The following is a 24,952-nucleotide window of genomic DNA, read 5'->3' as shown; positions in this document are numbered from 1 at the left end:
CGGCATGTATCCGCGCCCGTCACGGGGGGCGCGCGGGGTCGCAGGCCGAGCTACCGGCGTACACCGTGTGCACAGAACCTTGGTGAGAGCTCCCCCTCATCCGCCGCCAGACATGCGCCTCCTGCCTTTAGACTCCTCCAGTGACAGCCTGAGGCCCGAGGGGCAGGATGGGGCCCGCTGTCGGCAAGGTGCGGTATTCAGGGAGGAAGCGTCTCGTGAGCAGCAGGCCATCCCGAGGCGCTGCTCGCCTCGCAGCCATACTCGACGCCCTCCCGGACGGGCTCCTGCTCGTCAACTGCAACGGCACGGTCGTCAACGCCAACACCATCGCCCTCGAAATGTTCGAGACCCCGGGCACCGCGCTCGTGGGGCGCGGACTGCTCGATCTGCTTCCGGAGTTCGACTCCAGGCTGATCCCGGGGTCGATGCGCAGGCCGGATGCTGCGGACGAGCAGGGCAGGACCAAGCCGACGCGCATGATCGCGCGCCGCACCGACGGGACCGAGTACCCCGTCGAGGTCACGAGCGCTGCCCTGGACAGCGGCCAGGCCGGGTACAACGACATCCACTCCAGCTACACCGGCGACGAGCTGCTCATGCTCGTCGTACGGGATCTCTCCGGCACAGTCGACACCGAGGCCGAGCTGGCCCGTTCGCAGCGGCAGACCGAGATGATCCTGCGGGCGGCCTCCGAGGGCGTCGTCGGCACGGACACGGACGGCCGCGTCGTCCTGGTCAACCCCGCGGCCGCACAGATCCTCGGCTTCCGGGCCAGCGATCTCGGCGGCAAGGAACTCCACCCGCTGATCCTGCACTCACGCGCGGAGGGCGAGCCCTTCCCGTACGAGGAGTCCCCGCTCGCGGACACCCTGAAGTCCGGCCGCAAGCACCGGGTGCGGGGTCAGGTGCTCTGGTCCAAGAGCGGTGCCCAGGTACCGGTCGACCTGACGACAGCCCCGGTACGCGACGGGGACCAGCTCGTCGGCGCGGTCATGACGTTCACCGACCGCAGGCCCTACGAGGAACTGACCCAGCAGCACACCGGCGAGGTCTCCGGACTGACCGAGCGGCACGCGGCCGAGATCGCCGAACTCACCGAGAGCCACCGCGCCGAAGTCACCGCGCTGGCCGAGAAGCACGCAGCCGAGATCGCCGACCGCACCGAGCGGTACGCCTCCGAGCTGGAGGAGAAGACCGAGCGCCTCGCCGACCTCGGCGAGCGGCACACCCAGCTGACCGCCGTCCTCGGCGAGTCCCTGCGCGGGCCGCTGGAGGAGCTGCGCGGCGAGCTCTCGGCCCTGGCCGCCGACCCGGCCGGCCAGCTCTGGCCCGAGGCGAACCAGATCCTGCACCACCTCGCCGCCGGCTACGCGCGCATGACGACGCTCGTCGACAACGTACTGAGCTACCAGCGCCTGGACAGCGGCACCGAGGAGCTCGTCAAGCAGCCGGTCCTGCTCGACTCCGTGGTGACCGCCGGTATCGACGGGGCCGTCGAGCTCATCGGGCCCGGGCGGGCGCAGTTCGCGGTGCACGCGCCGCCGATCGAGGCCGAGGTCGACGCGGGGCGGCTGATCACGGCGCTCGCCCACCTCGTCGCCGACGTGGCCGGTGTCGACTCGACCGGCAAGGCCCGGCTGGTGCCGGGCGGCGGTTACGTCGACTCGACGGTCGTGGTCGCAGCGGCCCAGCGCGGTGACGTCGTACGGATCGAGGTGCGCGGCCCGTTCGCCGGTGGCGACCCGGTGCACGTGCCGATCGTGCGCGGGATCGTGCGGGCGCACGGCGGCGTGCTCCAGACGCACGAGATGCCGGGCATGAGCGGGAGCGCGTACGTCCTCGAGGTGCCGATCGGCACGGGCGCGGGGACGATCGCGCCGCCGCCGGTGCCGGCCGTCGAGGAACCCGTCGTCCCGGAAGCCGTGCCCCAGCCCGCGCAGGGCGGCCGGCGCAGGGCGCGCAGGTCGTCCACGGACGCGTTCCTGGACAGCGCCGTGGACCCGGCCGCGGCGAGCGGTGACACCGCGGCCGCGGAGCCGACCGGCCGGCGCAGGGCGCGCCGGGAGGCCGCGGCCCCGCAGGAGCAGCAGCAGGGGCAGGAGCTGACCCCGCCTCAGCGCGGTGAGGGCTCCGGTCGCAGGCGCGGCAGGCCCAGTCCCGCGGAGGCCGGGAACCAGCCCCGGCAGGCACTGGCGCTCCCCGCGGCGGGCGCCCCCGCGGAGACCCCCGTCGCCGCGGAGCCCGCTCCCTCGGAGGGAGCCGTGGTGACCGCGGCCGAGGGCGCGCAGGGAGGCGGCGGACGTCCGCAGCGCGGGCAGACCGTGCCGCCCCAGGGCGTGCCGCAGAACGCCGCCGGGCGGACCGGGCGGCAGGCCGGGGGCAACCAGCCCGCGCTGCCCGCCCTGGCCTCTCCCGAGACCCCTGGCGAGCAGGCTCGGCACGACCAGCCGGCCCAGCAGCCGCCTGGTGGGCGGCGCGCCCGCCGGGCCCTCGCGGCGGCTCAGGAACGCGCTGCCGCGGCCGAGCCCACCGGGCCCCGTACCGCCTTCGCGCTGCCGCCCGCCGCCGCGGACCGCATCCCTCCGACCGCTCCGGGCTCACCCGTCGTGGCCCCGGCCGCCCCCGTGCCTCCGGCCGCGTCTCCCGTCGCGCCTCCGCTCCCGGATGCCGTCCAGCAGGCCGGTCCGGAGCCGCTGCCCATGGCGGCGAACCCCCAGCAGGCGCCGGGGGAGCCCGTCGTGCCCGCCCCCGGCGGCCTTCGGCCCGTCGTGATCGACGACGGTCCGCCGGCCGAGCGCCACGACGCCGTACGGACCGCGCCCGACGCCGACCACACCCCGCCGCAGCCGCACCCGCTGCCCTCCGGCCGCCGGAGGGCACGGCCCGCGGAGGCGCCCGAGCCGCCGACCGGCCCCGGGCACCCCGTTCCGGGGCAGCCGCTGCCCGCCGTCCCGCCGCAGCCCGACTGGGCGCAGGGCGGCACGTCGGGCCAGGGGCTGGCCGCGCTGGTCGACGAGGAGGGCGTGGCTCCGGCGGCTGACGCGCCGTGGGGGAGCCCTGGCACCCCCACGCCCGCCCCGGGCACGACCCCCGGCAGCACCACGCCCGCCCCGGGCACGACCCCCGGCAGCACCACGCACACCACGGGCACCACCCCCGGCAGCACCACGCACACCACGGGCACCGCCACTCCCGCGGGTCCCACGCCTGAGCCCCGTCCGGCCGACGCCGACGCGCGCACCCCCGCGCCGGACGCGCGGCGGCAGCCGCTGCCGGCCGAGGCGCCCATGCCGACGTCCTCGGACTCGACCCAGGGCCGGGCGTTCAGCGTCCGGACGCTGGGTCAGGGCGTGCCCTTCGCACAGCACCTCGCACATCAGCAGAACCAGACGCTCGGCGGCGCCGGGCGGCGCCGCAAGCTCGCCGCCCCGCCGGAACCCGAGCGCCAGACACCGGCCGCGACGGCTCCCGTGCCCCCGCAGCCCGTTCCCGCACCCGTCCCGCCGCAGCCCGTCGGTGCGCAGGGAGGCACGGTGCAGGGTTCGGGAACGGGCCGGCTGCTGTCCGCGCCCGCGTCCGAGGGGCGCTCGTACGCCATAGGAGCGCCCGACGAGGGCGCGGAGGGCCCGGAGCCGCTGGACGGCCCCGGGGGCGCCGTGGAGGTCGCCAACCGGCCCCAGCCGCAGCCCGTCGACGACGAACTGCCCCCGGAGCCGCTGGACAACCCGCGTCGGCTGCTCGTCTGGCCCGCGCCGGACGTCTCCACCCAGCAGGCGCTCAGCGACCGTGGCTACCGTCCGGTGATCGTCCACTCCCGCGAGGAGGTCGACGCCCAGATCGCCGCGTTCCCCGCCGCGCTGTTCGTGGACCCGCTGACCGGGCCGATCACCCGTACGGCCCTGCAGTCGCTGCGGCAGGCCGCCGTGGCGGCGGAGGTGCCGGTGCTCGTGACGGCCGGTCTGGGGCAGGCGACCAGGGAGGCGGCGTACGGCGCCGACCCGGCCGTGCTCCTCAAGGCGCTCGCCCCGCGCGACAGCGACCAGCACCCGCCGCGGGTCCTCGTGATCGAGGAGCACGAGGAGATCGCGCTGGCCCTCACGGAGACGCTGGAACGCCGCGGCATGCAGGTCGCGCGGGCCTCGGGCGACAGCGAGGCCGTCGATCTCGCGACCCGGATGCGTCCGAACCTGGTCGTGATGGACCTGATGCAGGTACGCCGCCGGCGCGCCGGGATCATCGACTGGCTCCGCGCGAACGGCGCGCTGAACCACACGCCGCTCGTCGTCTACACCTCGGCCGGTATGGAGGAGGCCGACCTTCCCAGGCTCGCCTCCGGCGAGACGGTGCTCTTCCTCGCCGAACGCTCGACGAGCGACGAGGTGCAGTCCAGGATCGTGGACCTCCTCGCGAAGATAGGGACGAACTGACGGCCTGCCGCCCGGCTACGACGCGGACGCGCGGCAACGGTGCACGACGAGGGCGGTACGGGAGACCCCGTACCGCCCTCGTCGCTTCGAAGACCCCGTACCGCCCTCGTCGTTCGCAGCGGCCCCGGGGAGCGGCCGGCGCACACTCGGCGGTCGGCCCGGGGCGGCCACTCAGAGCTGGGTGACGTCCAGCTCCCCGTCCGCGTACTGCTTGCGGATCACCTTCTTGTCGAACTTGCCCACGCTGGTCTTCGGCACGGCCGGGACGATCGTCCAGCGTTCGGGCAGCTGCCACTTGGCGACCGACTGGGCGAGGAAGGTCCGCAGCGCCCCGTAGTCCGCGGTGGCGCCCTCCTTGAGGACGACGGTCGCGAGGGGGCGCTCGCCCCACTTGTCGTCGGGTACGGCCACGACCGCGGCCTCGGCCACGTCGGGGTGGGCCATGATCGCGTTCTCCAGGTCGACGCTGGAGATCCACTCACCGCCGGACTTGATGACGTCCTTCGCACGGTCCGTCAGCGTGAGGAAGCCCTCGTCACTGATCACGCCGACGTCGCCGGTCTTCAGCCAGCCGTCCTCGCTGAACTTGTCCTCGGGGCGCAGCTCCCCGCCGTCCGCACCGCCGTAGTACGCGGCGGCGATCCAGGGCCCCCGGACCTCCAGTTCGCCCGCGGACTCGCCGTCCCACGGCAGGTGTTCGCCTCCGGGGCCGGTCAGCCGTGCCTCCACACCGGCCGGGAAGCGGCCCTGGGTGATGCGGTACGGCCACTCCTGCTCGGCGGTCAGTCCGGCGGGCGGGTTGGACATCGTCCCGAGCGGCGAGGTCTCCGTCATGCCCCATGCGTGGCAGAGCCGGACGCCCAGCTTGTCGTACGCCTCCATCAGGGAGGGCGGACAGGCGGCGCCTCCGATCGTGACACTGGCCATCGAGGAGAGGTCGCGCGGCTTGGCGGTGACCTCGGCCAGCAGTCCCTGCCAGATGGTGGGCACCGCGGCGGCGTGCGAAGGCCGTTCCTGTTCGATCATGTCGGCGAGCGGTGCCGGCTGGAGGAAGCGGTCGGGCATGAGCATGTTGACGCCGGTCATGAACGTCGCGTGCGGCAGACCCCAGGCGTTCACGTGGAACTGGGGCACGACGACCAGGGTCGTGTCCTTGTCGGTCAGCCCCATGGACTCGGCCATGTTGACCTGCATGGAGTGCAGGTAGATCGAGCGGTGGGAGTAGACGATGCCCTTGGGGTCCCCCGTGGTCCCGGAGGTGTAGCACATGGCCGCCGCCTGGCGTTCGTCCAGCTCGGGCCAGTCGTAGGTGGTGGAGCGGCCGTCGATGAGCTCCTCGTACTCGTGCACCCGGGGCGCGATGCCCTCGAGCACGGAGCGGTCGCCGGGGCCGGAGACGACCACGTGCTCGACGGAGGGCAGATGGGGGAGCAGCGGCGCGAGCAGGGGCAGCAGCGACCCGTTCACGAGGACGACCTTGTCGTCGGCGTGGTTGACGATCCAGACGAGCTGCTCGGCGGGCAGCCGGAGGTTCAGCGTGTGCAGTACGGCGCCCATGGACGGGATCGCCAGATATGCCTCGACATGCTCGGAGTTGTTCCACATGAGAGTCGCGACCCGCTGGTCACCGTCGATTCCCAGCTCGTCGCGCAGGGCGTGGGCGAGCTGCGAGGCACGCCTGCCGATGTCGGCGAAGGTGCGCCGGTGCGGCTCCGGCTCGCCGGTCCAGGTCGTCACCTGCGACTTCCCGTGGATGGTCATCCCGTGGTTCAGGATGCGGGTCACAGTCAGCGGTACGTCCTGCATGGTGCTCAGCACGGCGTCCTCCCGGTGGGCGCTACGCGGCAGTAAGGGTGCGCTGATTCTGCTCACATACCACGCGGTATGTCACTACTTCCGGGAGTACGAATCGGTGTCGGCCGCCGGAAACCGGGCCCCGCACGACCTGCGGCGGTCCCGCCGGGACCTTCTCACCTGACCGGGCTGAGCTCCGGGTCCTCGCGCAGCTTTCCCAGCGCCCGGGAGACGGCGCTCTTCACCGTACCGACGGAGACGCCCAGCACCTCGGCCGTCTGCGCCTCGCTGAGGTCCTCGTAGTACCTCAGGACGACCATGGCCCGCTGGCGGTCCGGAAGCTTGAGCACGGCCCGCCACATCGCGTCGTGGAGCGTCTGCTGCTCGGCGGGGTCGGGAGCGGGCGCGGCCTCCTTCTCCGGCAGCTCCTCGCAGGCGAACTCGTCGACCTTGCGCTTGCGCCACTGCGAGGTGCGCGTGTTCACCAGGGCGCGGCGGACGTATCCGTCGAGCGCCCCGTGGTCCTCGATCCGCTCCCAGGCGACGTACGTCTTGGTGAGCGCGGTCTGCAGCAGGTCCTCGGCGTCGCTCGGGTTCGCGGTGAGGGAACGGGCGGTGCGCAGCAGCACAGGCCCCCGCGCCCGCACGTACGACGAGAACGACGGATAGCGGCGGTGTCCGGCGGAAGCAGCGGCCGCCCTGGAGGCGCCGGTGCAGACTGGCGTGGTCATGTCTCCACGCTAGGAGCGGGCGCGCGGGAGGGGATCGGCCCCAGGTCCCGAAGCCACGTCCGCCTCAGGTTGTAGGGGTGGGGCGGTCCCCACCTCCTGAAGGTGGAGGAGCACTCCACCCCCTCAGGGTCCCCACCCCGAGGCCCGGCACCCCACCGCACGGGAGGGGCCCGTACGCCGGCGCCGGTGGCAACCGCCGTACGGGCCCGCCCCGGCCGGGTCACCAGAGCGGCGAGAAGTTCACCGTGATGATGTGCGTGGACTGGTCGATCCACGTGAAGTACGAACCGCTCACCTGGGCCAGGTTGCTGTGGTTGGAGGCACCGTCCCCCACGGCCTGCTGCTGCGAAGTGGACGAGTTGCCGGAGTTGTCCCCTCCGACGCCGCCGGATCCGATGGTGGCCACCCCCGCGTTCGATCCGTCGCTCGCGAACGCACCGTTGTCGGCTGCCGCGACGCCCCCGAACAGGGCCGCGGTGAGAGGCAGGGCGGCGACGGCGGCGAGGGCGCGAGCGGTGCGGATACGTGCCATGTCAATTTCCTCCAGGAACCGGGAACGCGACTTGCTACGGCTTCGATACGTCTTGGATATGACTGCCTGTCTCCGAAGCGGCCGGCCGACCGCTCCGGCGCTGGTCACGACGTCGCGGAAGCAGAACTGCCCACCGCGTCCCCGGCGAACCGCCCGCACCGCGCGATTCCCTCGCACGTATGAGGACCGCCCGGTAAACCTCCCGCCGCGAGGAGGCGGACCGGACTCCGGAGCAGGGCGGCAGGACCTCGGCGGCGACCGTGGCAGCGGGGCCGGACGAGGTTCCGCGGGCCGCCCGGTAAGAGCCGGACGAGGTTCCGCGGGCCGCCCGGTAAAAGCCCCTTCCCTTCTTCGAACGCGTGTACGAAAATGGCCGTATGGCCACCACCGACCGGCAGACCGCCACCCTGGCCCTGGCGCACGCGCTCTCCGCCGCCGAGCGCGGGCTCCCCGTCTTCCCCTGTCCGCCACCAAGCTCCCCGCCCTGCGCTCGCCGCACCACGACGAGGACCCGCCCGTGCACTGCCGGGGCGCCTGCGGGCTGCCCGGCCACGGTGTCCACGACGCCACCACCGACCCCGCCACCGTCCGCGCGCTCTTCGCCGCCGCCCCCAGGGCCACCGGATACGGCATCGCCTGCGGACGCGCGCCGCACCGCCTCATCGGCATCGACCTCGACATCGACACCGCCCACGGCAACGACTCCGTGGCCGCGCTCCAGCAGCTGGCCCTCCAGCATCTGTTCACCATCCCGGCCACGGTCACCGTTCTCACCCCGAGCGGCGGCCGGCACCTCTGGCTGACCGGGCCGTCCGGCGTTTCCGTGTCCAACTCGGCCAGCCGCCTCGCCCCGGGCATCGACGTCCGCGGAGCGGGCGGCTACCTGGTCGGCCCCGGCTCGGTCACCACCCACGGCAGGTACCGGCTCGCGCCCGGCACGGCCCATCTGCCACCGGCCCCCTGCCCCCGCGCCCTCCTGCGCCTGCTCACGCCCGCACCGCGCCCCAGCCGTCCCGCCGGCCGGGTCACTCCCGCCCGGCAGGGCGAAGGCCTGGTGCAGTTCGTACGCGCCGCCCACGAGGGCCAGCGCAACACCCGCCTGTTCTGGGCCGCCTGCCGCGCGTACGAGCACGGCTTCGGCGACGCCCTCGCGGACGCCCTCACCGACGCCGCACGCAGCACCGGCCTCACGGAACAGGAGGCACGCGCCGCCATCGCCTCCGCCGCCCGCCTGACCGCCCCGCGCACCCCCTGACCCCGGCGGGCCCGCCCGTTGCCGTGTCCCGGCAGCGAGCGGGCCCCCGTGCGTACGCACATCCCCCCTGCCCCCACCTGCCGCCACATGCGCAGAATGCGCCGGTGACACTCGCGAAGAACGGTTCACCCAGCCCCGGGAGCCCGGGGACGACACGTGCCGCCGCGGTGACCGGCACCCTGTGCGTGCTGGCGGCGGCATGGCTGCTGCTGATCACGACCCGCGCCGAACTCGCCGAAGGACACGACTTCAGGGCCGCGGCCACCTGCGCTCCGAACGACCAGGGGGACGACTGCCTGCGGACCGCCCCCGCACGGATCGAGCGGACGCACGTCGTGTCCGGCCGCAAGACACCCATGTACTGGCTGTACGTCACCGAGGCGGACGGGTCGTCCACCCGCACGCGCATCGACGGCAGCCCGCAAGAGCCCCCACACGCCCGAAAGGGCGCACACGTCGAGGTGACGTACTGGCGAGGGCAGATCCGGTTCGTCGACTTCGGGACCACGCACCGCTACACGAACGCCGACCCACGCGACGACTACCGGCTCGCCTCCTCCTCCGGCCTCGGTCTCGCCTTCTACGGGACGCTCGCCCTCTGGGGCGCGTACTGGATGTCCCGGCGCTCCTGGACCTCCCTGAGGGCGTACCCCTGGCAGGCGGCGCTGCCGGTCGGCGGAGGGCTCGCCCTCACCCTGCTCGGGATGGCGGCCCCCTTCGTCACCGACGGCATCGGACCGGCGCTCCGGCTCGTCGCACTGGGCACGATCGTGGTCCTGCTGGTCTCGCTGGCGCTCGCACCCTTCTTGAAGCGACGTCAGGCCGGCGACGACACCGTCACCCTGACGCCGTGCCCGCTCCTGAAGGAGAAGGTGTTCCCGGGCCGCGTCATGGGCGGGACCCCGTACGCCGACAGCGGCGGCGGCTTCCTCGTGGCCGGGCCCGGCTGTCTGGCCTCCACCCCGGACCCGACCGGTTCCGCCTACCGGCGCGAGGTCCCCCACACCCTGACACCGGTCCGCGTCCGCCCGCCCTACCGGACGGACCCCGCCGACCGCCCCGACCACGGGGGCCGCGCCCTGGTCCTGGAGTGCGAGGACAACGGTGAGGCCGTGCTCGTCGTGACCCACCGCAAGCACATGCCCCTGGTCCTCGGCGCGCTACGGCACTCCCGTCCAGAGGCGCGGTAACTCCCGCAACTCCCCCTCCGGGAGCCGTACCACGGGCCGCGCAGACGACGCCCGGCCGACGACACCGCCTCCGCGGCCTCACGGCCACGGCGGGATCCCGCGCACACAGGAACGGCCCCCGACCGGTTCATCCGGTCGGGGGCCGTTCGCCTGCGGTGGGTGTGGGATTTGAACCCACGGTCACATCGCTGCGACGACGGTTTTCAAGACCTTTTGCAGAGCGAACGCCTTCTGAACTCCGCCGCAGGTCAGACGGGCGCATGCACTCCGGGAAAGCCACTTCCGTCGTCATCGTGCCCGCTGCGTGCCCCTTATCCATGTTTGCACTTCTGGGGAAGGACTAGCGGACGAGGCCTATTCAAATCCGGTTCAGTCACTTCGAATGGTCACAAACGACAACAAGTTCACGTCATCGCGAAACCGTTCCGCAAGATGGTCCCTGATTAGGGCATGCCTAAACTCCAGCGCACCGCGCCGTGGAACCACTAGCGAAGACCTTCTAACCGCCTCGAAGGCCGCCTTGTGAGCCTTAGGCAAATACCCAAACTTGATCATGATACGCCGACATTGATACCTTCGGATCAGATCCACGCCTCCGTTTCTCAGCGCTGCAATCAAGGCGATTGGGGCAACAAAGAAGAAGGCATTCAGCATTGGAGAATAGAGCAAGCCTTCACCCACTACAGGAACAGGATTCAGAGCCTCAAAAATAACAGTCAGCGTTATGTACGTAGAGCCCGCCACGAGAGACGCAACGACGACGGTCGCTCTCACAAGGCTGCGAATTTCTCCACCCACCCGGTCTGGCAACTCGCTCGGATCGGAAGTGTCCGACTCGCGCGCCATCTGAAGAGCCGGCCATATAGCGACTAAAACCATCAGAAGGAGCGCCACACCACCCATTGCAGTATTTGCCGCACCCGAGGTGACAAGGGCCCACGCCGCACCCCCCTCCACCAAGCAGGCAATGAGTGATCGTTTCGCGTACAGCAGCAATGCCTTAACTACAGACGTTTTCCGCCCCACAAGGGGAGCCCACAGATCATCCTTCACCACTTTCCAGGCCAAGAATCCATAACTCAACGGAACCATAAGGGTAATAGCTATATACGTGGCTTTGGTCGGGGAATCCGAAGCGAGTAAAATCATAACCCCGCGCAGCAGAAAGGACGGCACAGCCACAAACAGACTCGCCGTTAGCAGAATGCGCCTTTCTGCAATGCGCTTGAACTGGATAGGCAGAAACTCGACTGACTGGCGGTCCGGGCAGAACGTGACGCGTTGCTGGCCTCTCAGGGCACGCGCCATAAAATATAGCCACCGGTCGGCCTGGATACCGCTACTTGCCATCCTTCGCTCGGCGTAGTCAACATAGGCCGCCAACAGCCCCTTCCGCCGGTCCGTAGAGCTGGAAAGATCTACGTCGCCACCCTCCGAGTAAAGAGAGATTGCCAGTCGAAAGAACAGCGGATTGCGCAGTAGGTCCCGAAGTTTTTTATCTCGATTCAGAGCCTGATTCAGTCTACCTAACCCATCTCCCGCTTTGTTAAGAACTTCGGAGATCGCACCTTCTTCGATTTTCTCGATCACCAGGGAAGCCCTGAGGTGCAGCTTCCTCCCGGTATCTCGATACTCACTAAAACGGCATGCCACGACTACCTGAACTGCCGGATATTCTGAAACGAAGCGATTGATTGCAGAGATGCACTCACGCCGCTCACGCAGCCGCAGTTCATCTAATCCGTCAAGAACTACCATCACTTCCGCACGGTCAATCCACCGCCCGCACATACTCGGAAGAATTCCATAGTTCTCCCGAATTGAACGCGTGAGCCAGATCCTCATGTCCTTACGCGTGCTCGACCAGTCAGACAAGTGGAGGTAGAAAGGCACCGGGTCCTGATCATCTTGGAGGGCGCGCTCAATGGCCAAATGCATTACCTGATGAAGGCTTCGCGTCTTACCCGATCCAGGATCACCGAGAACGAGTAGCTTTCCAGAGGACCTATCTATAGCTTGTCCTACGTCTACGCCCGGCCAACGCTTAACCCTATTACTCTCACTGATGAGATTGATGTCCGGCCGCCGATAGCTAACTTGATCAGTAGAGAACTCTGCCGAGACGGGAAATTCAACTTCTACTGCACCTTCCCAATAATCCCCCTCATTCAGCCATGCAGGTAACACTTTGGTGAGGATTTTTTTTCGGATTTGCATATCCGATTTACCCAACACCGCCCCGGCAACGGTGACACTACGCACATTGATATCTCGACCCGCGGCAAAGTAGCCGGAGATGTCGATGTCACCAAAGGTGGTCCGAGCACTCCTTGTACGTGCGGCCCATGACTTGGGCATCAAGTTTCGAATCAACGTCCATCAAACCTGATGTCGCGCCCTGCTACATATTTTCCTCGAAGTGTCACATTGCCATATACGGTTCCTGCACCCTCAATCTTTGCTGAATCAGAAATCCCCTTCAGGATTTCCTCAAGCTCCGAGACGCTATCAGGGTCCGCTTCTAGCAATCTCAGAATTCGGGCGGATAGAACTGATTCTTCTTCGTTCTCAAGATGCCCTTCGCCGATCAGACGCGAAGCAAGATACGAGCGAAGCTGCCCGAAGCGCACTCGGATTGCACCATCTGTGCTCGCTGCAGCGTGTCCAGCTACGCCAGTGACGTATGCGGTTGCTGCAGCATCAGCCAAAGTGGCCAGATCCATACACCCTCCCCGTAGGCCCAAATCTGTTCCCTCTTACCCTACGAGGGAATGCACGGCGAATGTAGCGAAACAGCACCCCGTAGTCGTAGTGGTGGCAGTACGTTCCCCGTCTCGATTCGCCGTCTCAGACCAGTCAGGCACTCAAGAGGCCCGAGATGCCCACCGGTAGAACCCCTAGTGCAGCCGCATGACTACTCAATGACCACGCACAGTAGTGACTGTCGCCCAGTCGCAACAGGCGGTAACCAGTCACATTTCGGCCCTGTGATCGGCCCAGTCAGGCACCGGGTCACACAAATCCCCCTGATCCAGCCTGCGATCAGGGGGATTTCGCATGCAGTGGCAACTCAGTCGACGGGACCCGCCGCATCGCCGCCACTGAGCCAAACATCCGCAGCCGCTGCCACCTGTTCATCACGACCGGCGACCGGCCGGGCGTAGTGCCGAGTGGTCACGCTCGCGTTCGAGTGCCCCAGGCGGTGCGCGGCGGTCATGACGCCGTACCGGTCGGCGACCCACGTCCCATGCGAGGCGCGGAGATCGTGCGGCGTGACGTCAGTGAGCCCCGCAGCCGCCACGGCAGGATCGAAGTACGCCTTGCGCCACTGGTTGTAGCGCAGAGGCTTGCCGCCGGGCGTGACGAAGAGGAGAGCGTCCTCCCCGCCGGGCAGCGTCTCCAGGTGCCGGCCGATCCGCGCCGCGAGTGACGGCCCGATCCGCAAGACCCGCTTCTGATGGGACTTGGGAGTGTCGAAGACGAGGGTGCCGTTCGCTTCGGCCAGGTTCTCATCGACGAGGACCAGGCCGCCGGACACATCGATGTCCGCTCGCCGGAGCGCGAACGCCTCCCCGACCCGCAGACCCGCGTAGGCGAGCAAGGAGATCAGCAGGTCATGCGGTTTCGTCGCGCTCCGCACGATCCGTGAGGTTTCCAGCGGGGTGAGGATGTGCGGCTCAGTCTGCGGCATGCGAGGCAGCTTCACGTTCCTGCACGGGGTCTGCCCGATCATCTCGTTGTCGACGGCGGCCCGCATGATCTGCGAGAGCACCCGGTAGGCCTGCCTGATCCGCGAGGCGCTGAGACCACGGGTCTTCATCGCACCAACCCATTCGACGATGGTGATCGGCCGGAGGCTGGAAAGCTCACGATCACCGAGCGCCGGAACGATCAGCGAGTTGATCAGGGACCGGTACGACGCCTGTGTCTTGTGCTTGAGCTGCGGGGAGACAGCGGTGAGCCATCGTGCCGACCAGTCGCGGACGGTGGTCTTCCCCTCAGCGGGGTCGAGCCAGCGGCCCTCCTCCATCTCGATTCGCTTCCGTGCCAGCCAGCGATCGGCATCCGTCGTTGTCGCGAACGTCTGATCAGCGGCACGCAGCACGCCGTCAGGTCCCGGATACCGAGCCTGGAACCGGCCGGACGGCAGCTTCCGGATCCGACCGAAGGTGCGTCGGGACTTACGCTTCGCGGCCATCAGGCAGCCCTCCGGTACGGGTACGCCGAGGCGGGCCGCAGGACGATCGGCGCCACCGTGTGGGCACTGACGTACTCCTCCACGGCACTCTCGGGGATACGGACGTGTCGGCCGACCTTGACGAACGTGATGCGGCGTTCCTCGATGAGCCGGCGAGGGAAGCGGAGACCGGTGCCGAGGCGTTCGGCGACCTGGTTCACGGTGAGCAGTCGGTCCGCCACGGTCACCACTCCCCCTCGTCGGCAGTGCGCTCCTTCAGTGCGTCACGGGCGGTCTCGCGGTTGGTCTGGAGGTCACGGGCGATGGTCGCGGCGAGTGCGCCTTCACCGGGGGTGTGCCCGTGGCCGACGTACTGCCAGTCCGTCAGGACGAGAACGGTGTCCGGTTCGCGGTCGGCGAGGCCGAGGGCGGGCGCTTCCTGGGCGGCGCGGTAGTCGGCGCGTTCCTGGCGGAGGGCACCGAGGGTCGTGGAGTACGTGCGCGACTTCGACGAGAAGTGGCCGCGGAAGCCGAGCATGTGCGCCCAGGCCCAGAGGCGCCGATCCGGATAGAGGCTGTCGAGCTCACGGCATGCGGTGATGAGCTGCCGGGTGTGATCGGGGACCCGGTGGCGGTCGAGTTCGGCGAGCTCTCCAATGCGACGGTCCAGGGTGCCGGTGTTCTCTGCGGCTTTGGTGGCGTACTTGGCCACGTAGGAGGCGACTGCCTGTTCGGTGACGTCGGATCCGTCGCCGAAGGCCTTGACCGGGCGAACGTCGAGCTGTCGGCCCCAACGGAACGACCGGGTCGGCTGGTCGCCAGCAGCCGGGACGGAGACCGACGTGTACGAGTGCGCGGCGGCGGCTCGTATCGCGTTGGTGAGGGCGTCGACCGTGGCCCAGGCGGGTGGAGGTGTGCCGGGTCCGTCCGGGCCGTCGAGACGTACGACAGCATGGAAGTGGAGGGCTCCGCGCTTCTGGAATTCGGCGACCTTGCCGAAGGAGACGCGGAGATGGTCACCCAGCTCACGGCGTGGGATTCCTGCATGGATGGCGAGTTCGCGACGGAGTCGGGTGGTGAAACGCTGCCAGAGCTCTCCGGCGTGGTTGTTGAAGAGCACGGCGCCCGCGTAGTCGTAGGTCTCCGGGTCAAGGGCGGAGCCCAGGTCCCCGGAGTCCGAGGCGTGCGCCGTGCCGCACCGGCAGGTGCCCCGGTCGGGGCGGTTGTGGACGGGGCCGAACGAGGGGGCGGTGAGGGTGGCGAAGACGCGCGGGTGGTCGCGGACAGCGGCGGTGATGTCGCGGCGATCGTCCCCGGCGAGGCCGGCACGGATCAGGTGGTAGGTGTCGCCCGCGTAGGTCCAGGCACAGGAGGGGCAGCGGGAGGCACGGCGGTTGCCGCAGGCGATACGGAGGCGCCCGCCAGGCTCGTACGCGGTCGAGTAGCGGTGCAGGGTCTCGCCGGTGGTCTTGTCTTTGTGGGTTACCCAGCCGCTCAGATGGACGGGGTCGGCACAGCCGCCGGTGCGGCGGATTTGGTCCTCCCAGCGGGTGTAGTCGGAGGCCGAGGCCACCCGGAGGACGTCCCCGAGGACGGTCGGGTCGAGCTGTGGGGCGGGCATGGACCGCTTCTGTTTCGAGGGTGAGGGCCGGTGGGCCATGCTGGGGGTTCCTTCCGGTTGAGAGATCGATCGGTGGGCACGGCTCCCGGGCGGCGGATGCTTGGCGGTATCGAGGCCGCCCGGGGGCCGGTCAGCGGCGTTTGGCGTCGGACGCGATCAGGGAGCGCAGGACGACCGCGCAGACGGCGACCGATGCGCTGGTGACGGCGACCGCCAGGAGCAGCGAGACCAGGACGGTGCCGGCGACCAGGACGACGGCAGTACCGGCGCCGACGAGCGCGACCGCGGTGCCGGGGGTGAGCTGTGCGGCCGGACGGGACGGCTCAGGGGCGACGGCGGGTGCCGGGGCAGGCGTGCCCGGCGTGATGGTGGTCGGCTGGACGACGGCGGGCGGGGTGACCAGGCCCGAGGGCTGCGGCATGGTCGGGATCTTGGGCTGGAACATGGGTGGTTCTCCTCTCCCGGGCGCGGGTTACTTGACGGCGGTGTCGATGACGGAGGCGAAGAGGCTGTCGGCGAGGAGGTAGCCGCCGAGGAGGAGCACGCAGATCAGCCACACAGGCGGGCGGAAGAGCTTGATGCCGAGGTAGCCGACGACCAGCAGGGCGATCCAGAGGGGGACGTCCATGGACGCTGTCTCCTAACGGACGGTGCAGCGGTGGGTACGGGCGGCGAGTTGGGCGGCGGTCCGGCTGGAGTAGTCGGCGGACCAGCCGCAGCGGTCGGCAGTGCAGACGGCGGCGTGGGCGGTGCGGCCGGTGCGGTCGCGGTGGGTGCCGATCTGCACGGGGCCGATACGCAGCACGGAGTGGAAGCTGTCGCGGGCGGGCATGCCGGTCAGCCCCTGTCGGTCGTCGGGTCGGTGTACTGGGCGCGGATGCCGCGGGCGGTGGCCGGGTCGTCGACGCGCCGTGCGGCTTCCTCGGCGAGCAGATGGGCGAGGAAGGGGCGTCCGGCTGCGGCCATCTCACGCGCTCCGTCGAGGTAATCGGCCACGGTCAGGTCGGCGGGATCGTGGGTCATCTCAGTTCTCCTTTGCGGTCAGCTGAGGCGGGCGGCGATGGCATCGGCGAGGTGGGGCGGAACGCCGAGGCGGGAGCGGAGGGTGTCGGTGTCGATCGGTGATCCGGTACGGGTGCGGTACTCGTCGGCGACCTTGCGGGCGTGGTCGATCAGCACGGCGGGAACGGGCGTATCCGGGGACGGGGCCGGTGGCGAGGACAGGGCCGTTGGCGCAGGGAGTTCATCGGCCGGGGATGGGATCGGGGCGGCGTCAGGCACACGCGCCGGCCCGGCGTCTCTCGTCTCCGTGGCGGCGGCTGGCGGAGCTGGCTCCGGCCTCCCCGACGAGTGGGCGAGGAGAGTGCCGCCAAGGAAGGCGAGCGCGGGCCATCCAGCGATGCCGAGACGGAGCGGGGCCGGCGGGTCGGCCAGGTCGAGGAACCCGGCGGTGGCGACGTTGGCGCCGAGCGACGCGAACAGGGCGATAAGGAACCAGCACCAGGCCAACCGAGACGGGCCCTCACCACGCAGCCGACGCCACGCGGCAACAAGGAGCAGGTCGACGCTGACCGGGTAGGCCCATGCCTTCCAGCCGTCCTGTCCGGCTGCGGCGGCGAGGTCGTGCAGGTGGGCGAAGGACAAGGCTCCGGCGATAACCGCCTGGATCAACACCGCGTCGATCCGGAGACCGTGCCGGGCGCCCATCAGGAGTCCTCAGCGGGGTCGGAGTCGTCCGGGAACGTGCCCGGCGGCGGCTTCGGCAGCGACACGGCGAGGGACGGGCTGACGGCGTCCACGAAGTCGAGGTCGGCGCCGACCATGTCGGCGTACAGGGCGAGTTGGCCGAGCAGAAGCACGGTCCGGGCGAAGTCCTCGCAGTCAGGGCACATGGCGGTTCTCCCTTCTCTGGGCATGGCAGTGGTAGGGACTCGGCGCGAAGACGGTCACGCCTACCGGGTGGGGGAGAGATCAGGCGGTGGCCGGAGAGGCCTTCGCTGATGGCACGAGCTCGGTGGCAGTGCCGGTGGTCGGCCGGAAAGGGGCCAGCTCGGGCAGGTCCGGGGTCCTGTCGGCGTACCGGTTGCAGCGGTTCACGGCCTGGCGGAGCGAGGTGTGCGGAGCGCGGACACGGTGCCAACCGCCGGACGCGTCTCCCGCGATGGCGAGGCCTCGCAGTTCGGCGGGAATCTGGATGGCGGCGAGGACCGCGTCCGGGGCGATGTCGCCGAAGGCCATGTTGGCGGAGGTCTCGTCGTTGAGACGGTGAGCGGTGCGGCCGGTGAGTTGGGCGCGGAGCATGGTGATGCCCTTGCCGAGTTCGGAGCCGAAGCGCTGTCCGCAGATTTCGAGGTAGATACCGGCGGCGCGGCCGAGCTGCGCGAGACGGACCAGGGCGGTGATGATGCGGTCCCGCCGCTTCTCCTCCTCCTTCGTTGCGTACAGAGCGAGTTCGGCCACCTCGTCGACCAGGACGACGACCGGGGTCGGGCGGAGCTCATCGGGCAGGTCCCAGATGTCGGCGGCGATCTCCGCGTCCGGTACATCGACGGTGATGCGCTGCTGGGTACGGATGAGGCGGTAGACGTCCGCCATCCGCGCCACGAGTGCATCGAGGAGTTCGGCAGCGGTGTCCGGGCTGTCGGCCAGCGCTGAGAACCGGCGCGCCAGCGGAAAGAGTTCGACCCCCTGCTTGCAGTCGATGCCGACGAGGGCAACGTCCAGAGGAGCAAGGCCGACGACCAGGTTGCGTTGGTAGACCGACTTGCCGGACTCCGTGGCGCCGAGGGTGAGGGCGTGAGGTATCGCGCGGTAGTCGCGGTAGTGCACCGACCCGTCCTCCCGAAGGGCGACCGGTACCCGCATCGCCCGGGTCTCCGTCTCAGCAGGCATCTGCACCCGCTTGAGCACGTCGTATCCGGTCATCCGCACCTCGACGACCCCGGACCGCACTTCACGCGAGGTCACGCCGAACATCGAGAACGAGTGCCGAAGCCGGTCCGAGGCCGCGGCGATGTCGAAAACGTCCTGTCCGGGACGGAGCTTGAGTCGGAGGACCAGGCCGGTGCGAGTCGGCCGCAGTCGTCGGATACGCGGCGGGCGGGGCTCAGATATCGGCCGGTTGGTGGCCCGAGCCAGAGATAACCGCCACCGCGCCGGCGGAACGGTCAACCCGCACGCGTCCATGACCGAGCGGTACCGGACCAAGACCCGCAGCGCGGCCAGAGTGACCCCGAAGGCCAGCCAGTACCAGGCGGGCCGCCGCCACCGCAGGAGACCCGCAGCGGCGACGACCAGCACCAGAGCGACCGTGAAGGCGGTCATGATCAGGCCGCCTTCGACCCTGCGGCGGCGACGTCGGCGAGCGAGGTGACCGCGACCGCGCGGAACGCGATGCCGTGCCGCCGCTGGCCGTTGAAGTCGTTCTCCCACGGACGGGCGACCAGGCCGGTGAGCGCGACCGGCGTACCCATGGCCAGCTCACCGGTGATCCCGGGCTCCGGAACGGTGACGGACAGGATCTCCACCTCCTCGTTCGCCGCGAACATCACGTCCACGGTCATGAGCTGAGCACCGGTCTCCATGTCGGTGGCGATCTCACCGGTGCGGCGATCACGGACCTTGACCTGCGGAATCTTGGCGACCATCACGACGGCGCTGGAGGTGTCGACGGGAATCTGACGCACAGCAGATCACTCCTCTATAGATGCTGGACTCCGCCACTCATGTATATGAGTGACATGAAGAAGAGTGCATGACTCCTGTACATGAGTCAACCCGCCGCGAAGAAGAACTCGCGACGGGTTGAGGGGAGTTGAGCGGACGTCAGTCGTCGGCAGGGATCCGATACTCGAAAACGAACTGGTCAGCGGCCATGAGCGTGTCGCATACCTCGACCACCCGGCCCGCAGTCGTACGAGCCTCCCGAATCAGGTGAACCACGGGCGCACCAGGGCTGAGCGCCAGTTCCGACGCCTCCGACTTAGAGGCCGGGCGCGCTTGCAGCGTCTCGACGAACTCAGCGAACTCATGCCCGTGGTCTTCGAGTCGGGCGTAGATGCCACCGCCCCCGGGGTTCTCGGCGAACAGCTCGGGGATCTCCTTCACCACGTCCCAGGGCAGGTACGACGAGGCGGTCTCCACCGGGGTGCCGTTACGGAAGTAGAGGCGCCGGCGAGCCAACACCTGTGTACCGGCGGGAACACCCAGGCGCTCGGCGGCATCCTCGGGCGCGTCCATAGGACCGATGTAGAGGACGCTAACTTTGGCGGTGGCGCCGGACTGTGCGGACTCCGCGAGGTAGGCGGCCTGGCCACCCTGCCGGAGCGAGCGCCGGAAGCGATCGGAGGAGCGGTGCCGTACGGGGGGCCGGTTCTTCACGATCGAGCCCTTGCCGTGCCTGGTCTCGACGAGCCCACTCGCCCGGACCTCGACCATGGCCTTACGGATCGTCCCGCCGGAGACGCCATAGCGGTCCACCAGCTCGGATTCGCTCGGCACCATGTCGCCGGCCTTGAGCACCCCCGCCCGGATCTGCTGCACGAGGTCATCAGCGATCTGTACATACCGAGGACCGGAACCGGCCCCTCCCGCCGCAGTTCCCATAGTCCTTCCCTGCCTCCTATGCTCCTCTACATGAGTCAATCACAGGAAGCGGCACCCACTCCCCTGCACTCCGTGTCCGTCGCCGGAGTAGTGGTGCGCGAGGACGGCCGCCTCCTGGCGATCCGCCGAGCCGACAACGGCACCTGGGAGCTCCCCGGCGGCATCCTCGAACTCAACGAGACACCCGAGGCCGGCGTCGCCCGCGAGGTCTGGGAAGAGACAGGCATCCACGTCGAGGTGGACCAGCTCACCGGCGTCTACAAGAACACGACCCGCGGCATCGTCGCCCTGGTCTTCCGCTGCAAGCCCTCCGGCGGCACCGAGCGCACATCAAGCGAGTCGACAGCCGTCTCCTGGCTCACACCCGACGAGGTCAGCGAGCGCATGGCCGAGGTCTACGCGGTCCGCCTCCTGGACGCCCTGGACGGCAACGGCCCTCACGTGCGGAGCCACGACGGCAAGCAGCTCATCACAGCGGGATAAGACTTTCTCTACTTCATCAAGGCACCCGGCTGCGCTCCGCTCCGCCGGGCGCGCTTCCCGGCTCTGGCTGCGCCCGCGCTCCTGCCTTCGGCCCGCTCGGCGCTGCCGCCGCCGACGCGCGCCCACAACTGGATAGACCCGGGGGCATGAGACGAGAACCAAGCCCGCGGCTTCAAGAGGATGCCTCCGGCGGGGGCGCTCAGACTCCGGGATGGGAAGGGCGCCGTTCGCGAGTGCCGGCCGGTGCGTGGTGAGCGTTGTGGGGCTCCCATCCCGACCACCTTCGACCCAGGCAGAGCCGAGCAGTCGCGGCCCAGGGCGTCAAGGTCGTTCGTACAGTGGCGCGCTCCACCTTGACGCCCTGAACCACGACCGCTCCATGGTGTGTGGGTCGAAGGCGGACGGGATGGGAGCTGAGGTAGGTCTTGGGATGAGGTGAGCGTGCCCTGGTCAGCGAATGGCTGGGGTAAAGCGGCGCTCGACCAAGAGGCCTATTTCGAAGCGTTCCTCTCCCCGGACCAAGGCAGTCACGAAGAAATCGTGGTAAGAATCCCCTGAATAACCTCACCGCGATTAATCCTACTGTTCCGATCGTTGATTCCCGACCTTACGCGCCGGTAGTATTCAGCTGCCTGAGGTGATGGATTCGGTGCGTGCGTGACACCCTCGACTTCTTCGTAAAAGGCGACGAGCCTGGCTGCCACATCAGCAGACGGCAGTGATTTCTTTTCGTACACGAGCGTGCGATAGAGTTCGACAATCAGCGTAAACAAGTCGGCTTTCTGCCATACGCGACTTTTGGTGGGGAATTTGCATTCTTCGATGAATGAAAATACTTTCTCGAATCCTTCTTTCACCTCCTCACCCGCAGGAAAGTCATCGTTGTACTGATCGAGATACTGTTCGTGATCTTCATCACGCCTGAAGTAGCCACTCAGAACGGTAATAGTCAGTGTTAGCGCGAATCGGATATCGTTCATGCGTCGACCATCGAGCGACGTGAAGATCTTCCTGCCTTGAAAAAATTGATGATTCGCCACTTCCTCGGAGAAGCGCTTCAAGGCTCCATCGAAACGGGAGTTATTTACCTCCATCGCATTGAGTGAGTAATTAGTAGAATTAATTCGATGGAAAATCTGTCGAGTTTCCTCCTCGTCAAGGGGGCCGAGGTCTCTGATTACCACCTCGTATTCGAGAAACTCGCGCTTCTTTTCGTCCGCGAGTTCCCTGTATGCGGGAATAACGTTATTAGTGATGCGCAACTCGGTCGAAGCCGTGAAATACTGATGGAGCGTAGTGATGCGCTGCTGACCATCCACGATCAACTCGGTTCCGTCACCCGTGTCGGGATTTACGTCACCGGCCGAGATGAAGATTTCCGGGAATGGAAGCCCGTCCAGGACGGTCGCAACGAAGGCGACTTTGTGTTCGTTCGACCATACAAGGCGGCGCTGGAAGTGGGGATTAGGGATGAGCGTCTTGTCTCGAATTCCGGTGAGCAACATGCGCAGCCTCTTATTCGTCGCTGAAGTCTGCATCACAAATCCTCCATAGCCTCGCGACAGGACTGAACTGCTCGTTGTTGATATTGAGTTAGGAAGCGCATGTCGTGGTACAGGGCTCCGGCAATCTTGTACGGGCCGAATTTTCGGCTTTGTTGAAGCTTCCGGAAAAACTGTCGCCAATCTTCGGAAAATTGGAAAGAGGGTGACCTTGGTAGCATGTCCGGGCGAATCCACCCCCAAGAGATGTACTGCTCGAACCGAGTTCTTCTTGGCCAGTCAGCTCCCGAGTCTGCATAGACGTGCGCTTCATGCCAGACCCGCTCGTAAAGATCGTGACTCACGATCGCAACATCAATATCCGACGCATCTCCGAATCGTCGATATCTCTTGTGGGGAGCGATGCTGAAACCGAGTCGCGCTGATCCGACAAGAAAGATATCTTGATGTGGTGCGATTGAGAATCGCTCCGAGATGGCTTCCTTGAGGGCGAAGTGCTGATCATCTGAAAGCGCGAAGCTCCCTCCGTGGAGAAGCTTGGAATTTACTATTCGTTTGTCACTCGGTTCAGCAAGGAGAAAACTTTCAAAGTGTTTCTTTGGGTCTGTGGTGGGCTGTTCGGATCTATTCAACCCCACGATCCCCTCATGGCCGATGTGAGCAAGCTGACGTGAATATACGCCAACTCCCCCTACGTGTCAGGAGATGTGACAGATGCGCAGCTCGGCAACCTAGTGCGGAGTCAGAGGTCGGCCACCTTATGACGCAGCGAGACAAGGGTCTTGTCACTCCTCGTGGGCAACGGGTGGTGATACGTCGCTCGGCACGGGCCGGCACCGGTCGGGATGAGGCGTGAGCAGAGCCTCGGCAGCGGACGGAGCCTGTCGTCGTGACGAGGTGGGGGAGGTCCTGCCGCTGACTGGCTTGGTGCCAAGGCCGAGCGATGATGACGGTGACGTGAATCCGAAGGGTCCGTCCAGGGTTGGGGCTGCTGTACAGCAGCGGGGTACCGCAACCACAGCAACCGCCCCCGCCCACCACCGTCTCTTCGGGACCTCGTAGCAGCCGGTATGGCCGTCGATGACCGATCCGGCTAGAGCTACGGATCAGAAGGTCTCTGACATCTACCGCTGACATCAACGACGCTGGACATGGGTGCACGTGGGCGTTCCCGTCCGGCCGTCGCGGTGGCGGGAGGCGGGGGCCTCAGCGGCGATCGGTCGAACTTACAAATCAGGTGTCGGAGGTATCAGCAACAAGACCAAACGTGACCTCCAATTCTGTGGCTCCGAGCCCAGGCGTCAGTCCATACGTTGAAATGATGTCACGCACTGCTGTTGCCACTTCCTCACCCATACCGTTGACCAAGTAGCGCAATGATCGTTCCGAACTTTCAGCTACTGCGGAACGAACCACAACTTCAAAATCTTCCTTGGAGATTCGCTCGTCACGAAAGGCCTGCTGCACATACTTAATGGAAAACACCCCAGCCCAAGTAAGGCAGCTCTCCCGTTCACGCCCCAACCCTCGCACCTTTAGGGCTTCGCACAACTCGAGGATATCCGGTTGCCCCCCTACCTCCCCTACATGCGTACGGAATAGCGAGACGCCATCTCTAAATCCCATTCGATCAAACTCAAGAAAAATATCAGCGACGAACTCATGCGACCTACACCAGCGCTCTGAGTGAGTGGAACTTCCTGTCGCCACCGCCCATGGCCGCTCCCGCTGCGTTAGCACGCTAAGCAACTGCGCGACGTCCCTTGCGGGGCGCCTCTCTTTCGCCGTAGACAGAACTACATCGGCATAGTCGCGAGCGCCGGCACGCATCAGCAGCTCTACTAGGTCTGCCACCTCACCGGGTGTCCGTCGGCCCCCGAAACCCGTGAGCATACCTCGCGCGTGATCGTCGTAATCTGCCACCTTCAGCTCAGCTGCAATTGACGGGACTTTTCGCACTTCGTGCTGCGTAGCCAATTCCGTCAAGAGCTGCTGCGCAAATCGCCTCCAACCGCGAGCGCGGAGACTTTCAACTGTGTTAACAATGAACTTCGCATCCTGAGTAAGCGCGAGTTCGACCAGTCCGGAAATCGAACCTGTCTCACTGCATTCCCGCAGAACTTTACTGTACGGGTCTTCCATTCTCGCTGGATCACCATCCGGCGCGTTTGCGTGGATCTCATTCTCTGCGGCAGACCACAGCTCGATGAATCGCGCAGCTTCCGATGTCGGATCGGGTCTAGTGACTGCCCGAATCGCTAATACGCGGACAAGGCTGACCAATTGTGGCGCAGAAGGCCACCGTCGTCCGGAGAGGATCTTTGATACCAGATCCCGGTTCAAGGTAGCGGGAAGGCTGTCTGCGTCTTGGATCCATGAACTGATCGAGCGCACCCCGGGCCGACCGCCCAATTGGTACAGCTTGTGCAGCTCTTGGAGGAGGGTGCGCCGAGGTCCGGGAGGTACCAGCGCAGCGCTCGGCATCGCGATGCCTCCAGATCCCCGCGTGCCCATCACTGCCCCCTGCTGTCACTGACTGTCCCGAAGTGTCAGAGCCTAGACGAAGCTCGAACGGCACAACAGCAGGCCTCTGCACCGTCATTGGTAGTCGATGTCAGCGGGTGGTGAGCCGCCC

General features: G+C 67.5%; 22 protein-coding genes and 1 pseudogene. 4 read left to right on the top strand and 19 right to left on the bottom strand.

Translation table 11 applies throughout. The features are described from left to right. Window positions 1-215: 215 nt before the first annotated feature. Window positions 216-4,427 carry a PAS domain-containing protein gene (locus ACFYQ6_RS20020; RefSeq protein WP_388764072.1) on the top strand — a complete coding sequence of 1,404 codons (4,212 nt, stop codon included), beginning with the start codon at window positions 216-218 and terminating at the stop codon, window positions 4,425-4,427. A 171-nt stretch (window positions 4,428-4,598) separates the two neighbouring features. Here the strand turns inward: ACFYQ6_RS20020 and ACFYQ6_RS20015 are convergent, their stop codons facing one another. The 3 genes from ACFYQ6_RS20015 to ACFYQ6_RS20005 all read right to left on the bottom strand — a co-directional run bounded on the left by ACFYQ6_RS20015 (window position 4,599) and on the right by ACFYQ6_RS20005 (window position 7,484). Continuing rightward, window positions 4,599-6,245 carry a long-chain fatty acid--CoA ligase gene (locus ACFYQ6_RS20015; protein WP_361579430.1) on the bottom strand — a complete coding sequence of 549 codons (1,647 nt, stop codon included), beginning with the start codon at window positions 6,243-6,245 and terminating at the stop codon, window positions 4,599-4,601. A 152-nt stretch (window positions 6,246-6,397) separates the two neighbouring features. Beyond that, entirely contained in the window at window positions 6,398-6,952 is a 555-nt protein-coding gene (locus ACFYQ6_RS20010; protein WP_361579432.1) for a SigE family RNA polymerase sigma factor, read from the bottom strand. A 220-nt stretch (window positions 6,953-7,172) separates the two neighbouring features. After that, the gene (locus ACFYQ6_RS20005; RefSeq protein ID WP_361579434.1) at window positions 7,173-7,484 is read right to left on the bottom strand and encodes a hypothetical protein; all 312 of its coding nucleotides are present in this window, start codon (window positions 7,482-7,484) and stop codon (window positions 7,173-7,175) included. A 377-nt stretch (window positions 7,485-7,861) separates the two neighbouring features. Here ACFYQ6_RS20005 and ACFYQ6_RS20000 point away from each other — a divergent pair. Together ACFYQ6_RS20000 and ACFYQ6_RS19995 are read left to right on the top strand one after the other, a co-directional pair. Further along, a pseudogene (locus tag ACFYQ6_RS20000) lies at window positions 7,862-8,739 on the top strand (bifunctional DNA primase/polymerase). Window positions 8,740-8,843: 104 nt separating this feature from the next. Beyond that, complete coding sequence (locus tag ACFYQ6_RS19995) at window positions 8,844-9,929, top strand: hypothetical protein (RefSeq protein ID WP_388764070.1); 1,086 nt, start codon at window positions 8,844-8,846, stop codon at window positions 9,927-9,929. 369 nt (window positions 9,930-10,298) lie between these two features. Here the strand turns inward: ACFYQ6_RS19995 and ACFYQ6_RS19990 are convergent, their stop codons facing one another. The 14 genes from ACFYQ6_RS19990 to ACFYQ6_RS19925 all read right to left on the bottom strand — a co-directional run bounded on the left by ACFYQ6_RS19990 (window position 10,299) and on the right by ACFYQ6_RS19925 (window position 20,332). Continuing rightward, on the bottom strand, window positions 10,299-12,287 hold the full coding sequence (locus ACFYQ6_RS19990; RefSeq protein WP_388764068.1) for an NACHT domain-containing protein: 1,989 nt from the start codon (window positions 12,285-12,287) through the stop codon (window positions 10,299-10,301). 11 nt (window positions 12,288-12,298) lie between these two features. After that, the gene (locus ACFYQ6_RS19985) at window positions 12,299-12,652 is read right to left on the bottom strand and encodes a hypothetical protein (protein WP_388764067.1); all 354 of its coding nucleotides are present in this window, start codon (window positions 12,650-12,652) and stop codon (window positions 12,299-12,301) included. 347 nt (window positions 12,653-12,999) lie between these two features. After that, window positions 13,000-14,127, bottom strand: coding sequence for a tyrosine-type recombinase/integrase (locus tag ACFYQ6_RS19980; RefSeq protein ID WP_388764065.1), 1,128 nt, complete (start codon window positions 14,125-14,127; stop codon window positions 13,000-13,002). After that, entirely contained in the window at window positions 14,127-14,348 is a 222-nt protein-coding gene (locus tag ACFYQ6_RS19975; RefSeq protein ID WP_362886506.1) for a helix-turn-helix domain-containing protein, read from the bottom strand. The genes ACFYQ6_RS19980 and ACFYQ6_RS19975 overlap by 1 nt, the downstream gene beginning before the upstream one ends. Window positions 14,349-14,350: 2 nt before the next feature. Then, window positions 14,351-15,766, bottom strand: coding sequence for a replication initiator protein RepSA (gene repSA / locus ACFYQ6_RS19970; protein WP_388764063.1), 1,416 nt, complete (start codon window positions 15,764-15,766; stop codon window positions 14,351-14,353). A gap of 91 nt (window positions 15,767-15,857) precedes the next feature. After that, complete coding sequence (locus ACFYQ6_RS19965; RefSeq protein WP_388764061.1) at window positions 15,858-16,172, bottom strand: SpdD-like protein; 315 nt, start codon at window positions 16,170-16,172, stop codon at window positions 15,858-15,860. Between the two features lie 27 nt (window positions 16,173-16,199). After that, window positions 16,200-16,355 (bottom strand): hypothetical protein, encoded by a 156-nt coding sequence (locus tag ACFYQ6_RS19960; protein WP_010060553.1) that lies wholly within the window; start codon window positions 16,353-16,355, stop codon window positions 16,200-16,202. A 12-nt stretch (window positions 16,356-16,367) separates the two neighbouring features. Beyond that, the gene (locus ACFYQ6_RS19955; RefSeq protein ID WP_388764059.1) at window positions 16,368-16,559 is read right to left on the bottom strand and encodes a mobile element transfer protein; all 192 of its coding nucleotides are present in this window, start codon (window positions 16,557-16,559) and stop codon (window positions 16,368-16,370) included. A 5-nt stretch (window positions 16,560-16,564) separates the two neighbouring features. Next, window positions 16,565-16,750: a hypothetical protein gene (locus ACFYQ6_RS19950; protein ID WP_359629545.1), complete on the bottom strand. Its 186-nt coding sequence runs from the start codon at window positions 16,748-16,750 to the stop codon at window positions 16,565-16,567. Window positions 16,751-16,768: 18 nt separating this feature from the next. Further along, the gene (locus ACFYQ6_RS19945; RefSeq protein WP_388764056.1) at window positions 16,769-17,434 is read right to left on the bottom strand and encodes a DUF2637 domain-containing protein; all 666 of its coding nucleotides are present in this window, start codon (window positions 17,432-17,434) and stop codon (window positions 16,769-16,771) included. Further along, window positions 17,434-17,619 carry a hypothetical protein gene (locus ACFYQ6_RS19940; protein WP_388764054.1) on the bottom strand — a complete coding sequence of 62 codons (186 nt, stop codon included), beginning with the start codon at window positions 17,617-17,619 and terminating at the stop codon, window positions 17,434-17,436. The genes ACFYQ6_RS19945 and ACFYQ6_RS19940 overlap by 1 nt, the downstream gene beginning before the upstream one ends. 79 nt (window positions 17,620-17,698) lie before the next feature. Beyond that, window positions 17,699-19,051 carry an FtsK/SpoIIIE domain-containing protein gene (locus ACFYQ6_RS19935; RefSeq protein ID WP_388764052.1) on the bottom strand — a complete coding sequence of 451 codons (1,353 nt, stop codon included), beginning with the start codon at window positions 19,049-19,051 and terminating at the stop codon, window positions 17,699-17,701. A 2-nt stretch (window positions 19,052-19,053) separates the two neighbouring features. Beyond that, entirely contained in the window at window positions 19,054-19,413 is a 360-nt protein-coding gene (locus ACFYQ6_RS19930) for a hypothetical protein (RefSeq protein ID WP_094211126.1), read from the bottom strand. A gap of 139 nt (window positions 19,414-19,552) precedes the next feature. Beyond that, a complete protein-coding gene (locus ACFYQ6_RS19925; protein ID WP_003967790.1) occupies window positions 19,553-20,332 on the bottom strand; it encodes a GntR family transcriptional regulator in 780 nt (259 codons plus the stop codon). A gap of 18 nt (window positions 20,333-20,350) precedes the next feature. Here ACFYQ6_RS19925 and ACFYQ6_RS19920 point away from each other — a divergent pair, with 18 nt between their 5' ends. Beyond that, entirely contained in the window at window positions 20,351-20,815 is a 465-nt protein-coding gene (locus tag ACFYQ6_RS19920) for an NUDIX hydrolase (RefSeq protein WP_026241770.1), read from the top strand. Window positions 20,816-21,342: 527 nt separating this feature from the next. Here ACFYQ6_RS19920 and ACFYQ6_RS19915 read toward each other — a convergent pair. Together ACFYQ6_RS19915 and ACFYQ6_RS19910 are read right to left on the bottom strand one after the other, a co-directional pair. Beyond that, window positions 21,343-22,353, bottom strand: a complete 1,011-nt coding sequence (locus ACFYQ6_RS19915) for a DUF262 domain-containing protein (RefSeq protein WP_388764049.1) — start codon at window positions 22,351-22,353, stop codon at window positions 21,343-21,345. Window positions 22,354-23,550: 1,197 nt separating this feature from the next. Continuing rightward, window positions 23,551-24,459 (bottom strand): hypothetical protein, encoded by a 909-nt coding sequence (locus ACFYQ6_RS19910; protein ID WP_388764047.1) that lies wholly within the window; start codon window positions 24,457-24,459, stop codon window positions 23,551-23,553. Window positions 24,460-24,952 lie beyond the last annotated feature (493 nt).

The organism is Streptomyces sp. NPDC005494 (assembly GCF_042872025.1).
GTDB lineage: Bacteria > Actinomycetota > Actinomycetes > Streptomycetales > Streptomycetaceae > Streptomyces.
Note: the sequence above shows the minus strand (reverse complement) of the source record. Positions and strands in the feature narration are given on the sequence as shown.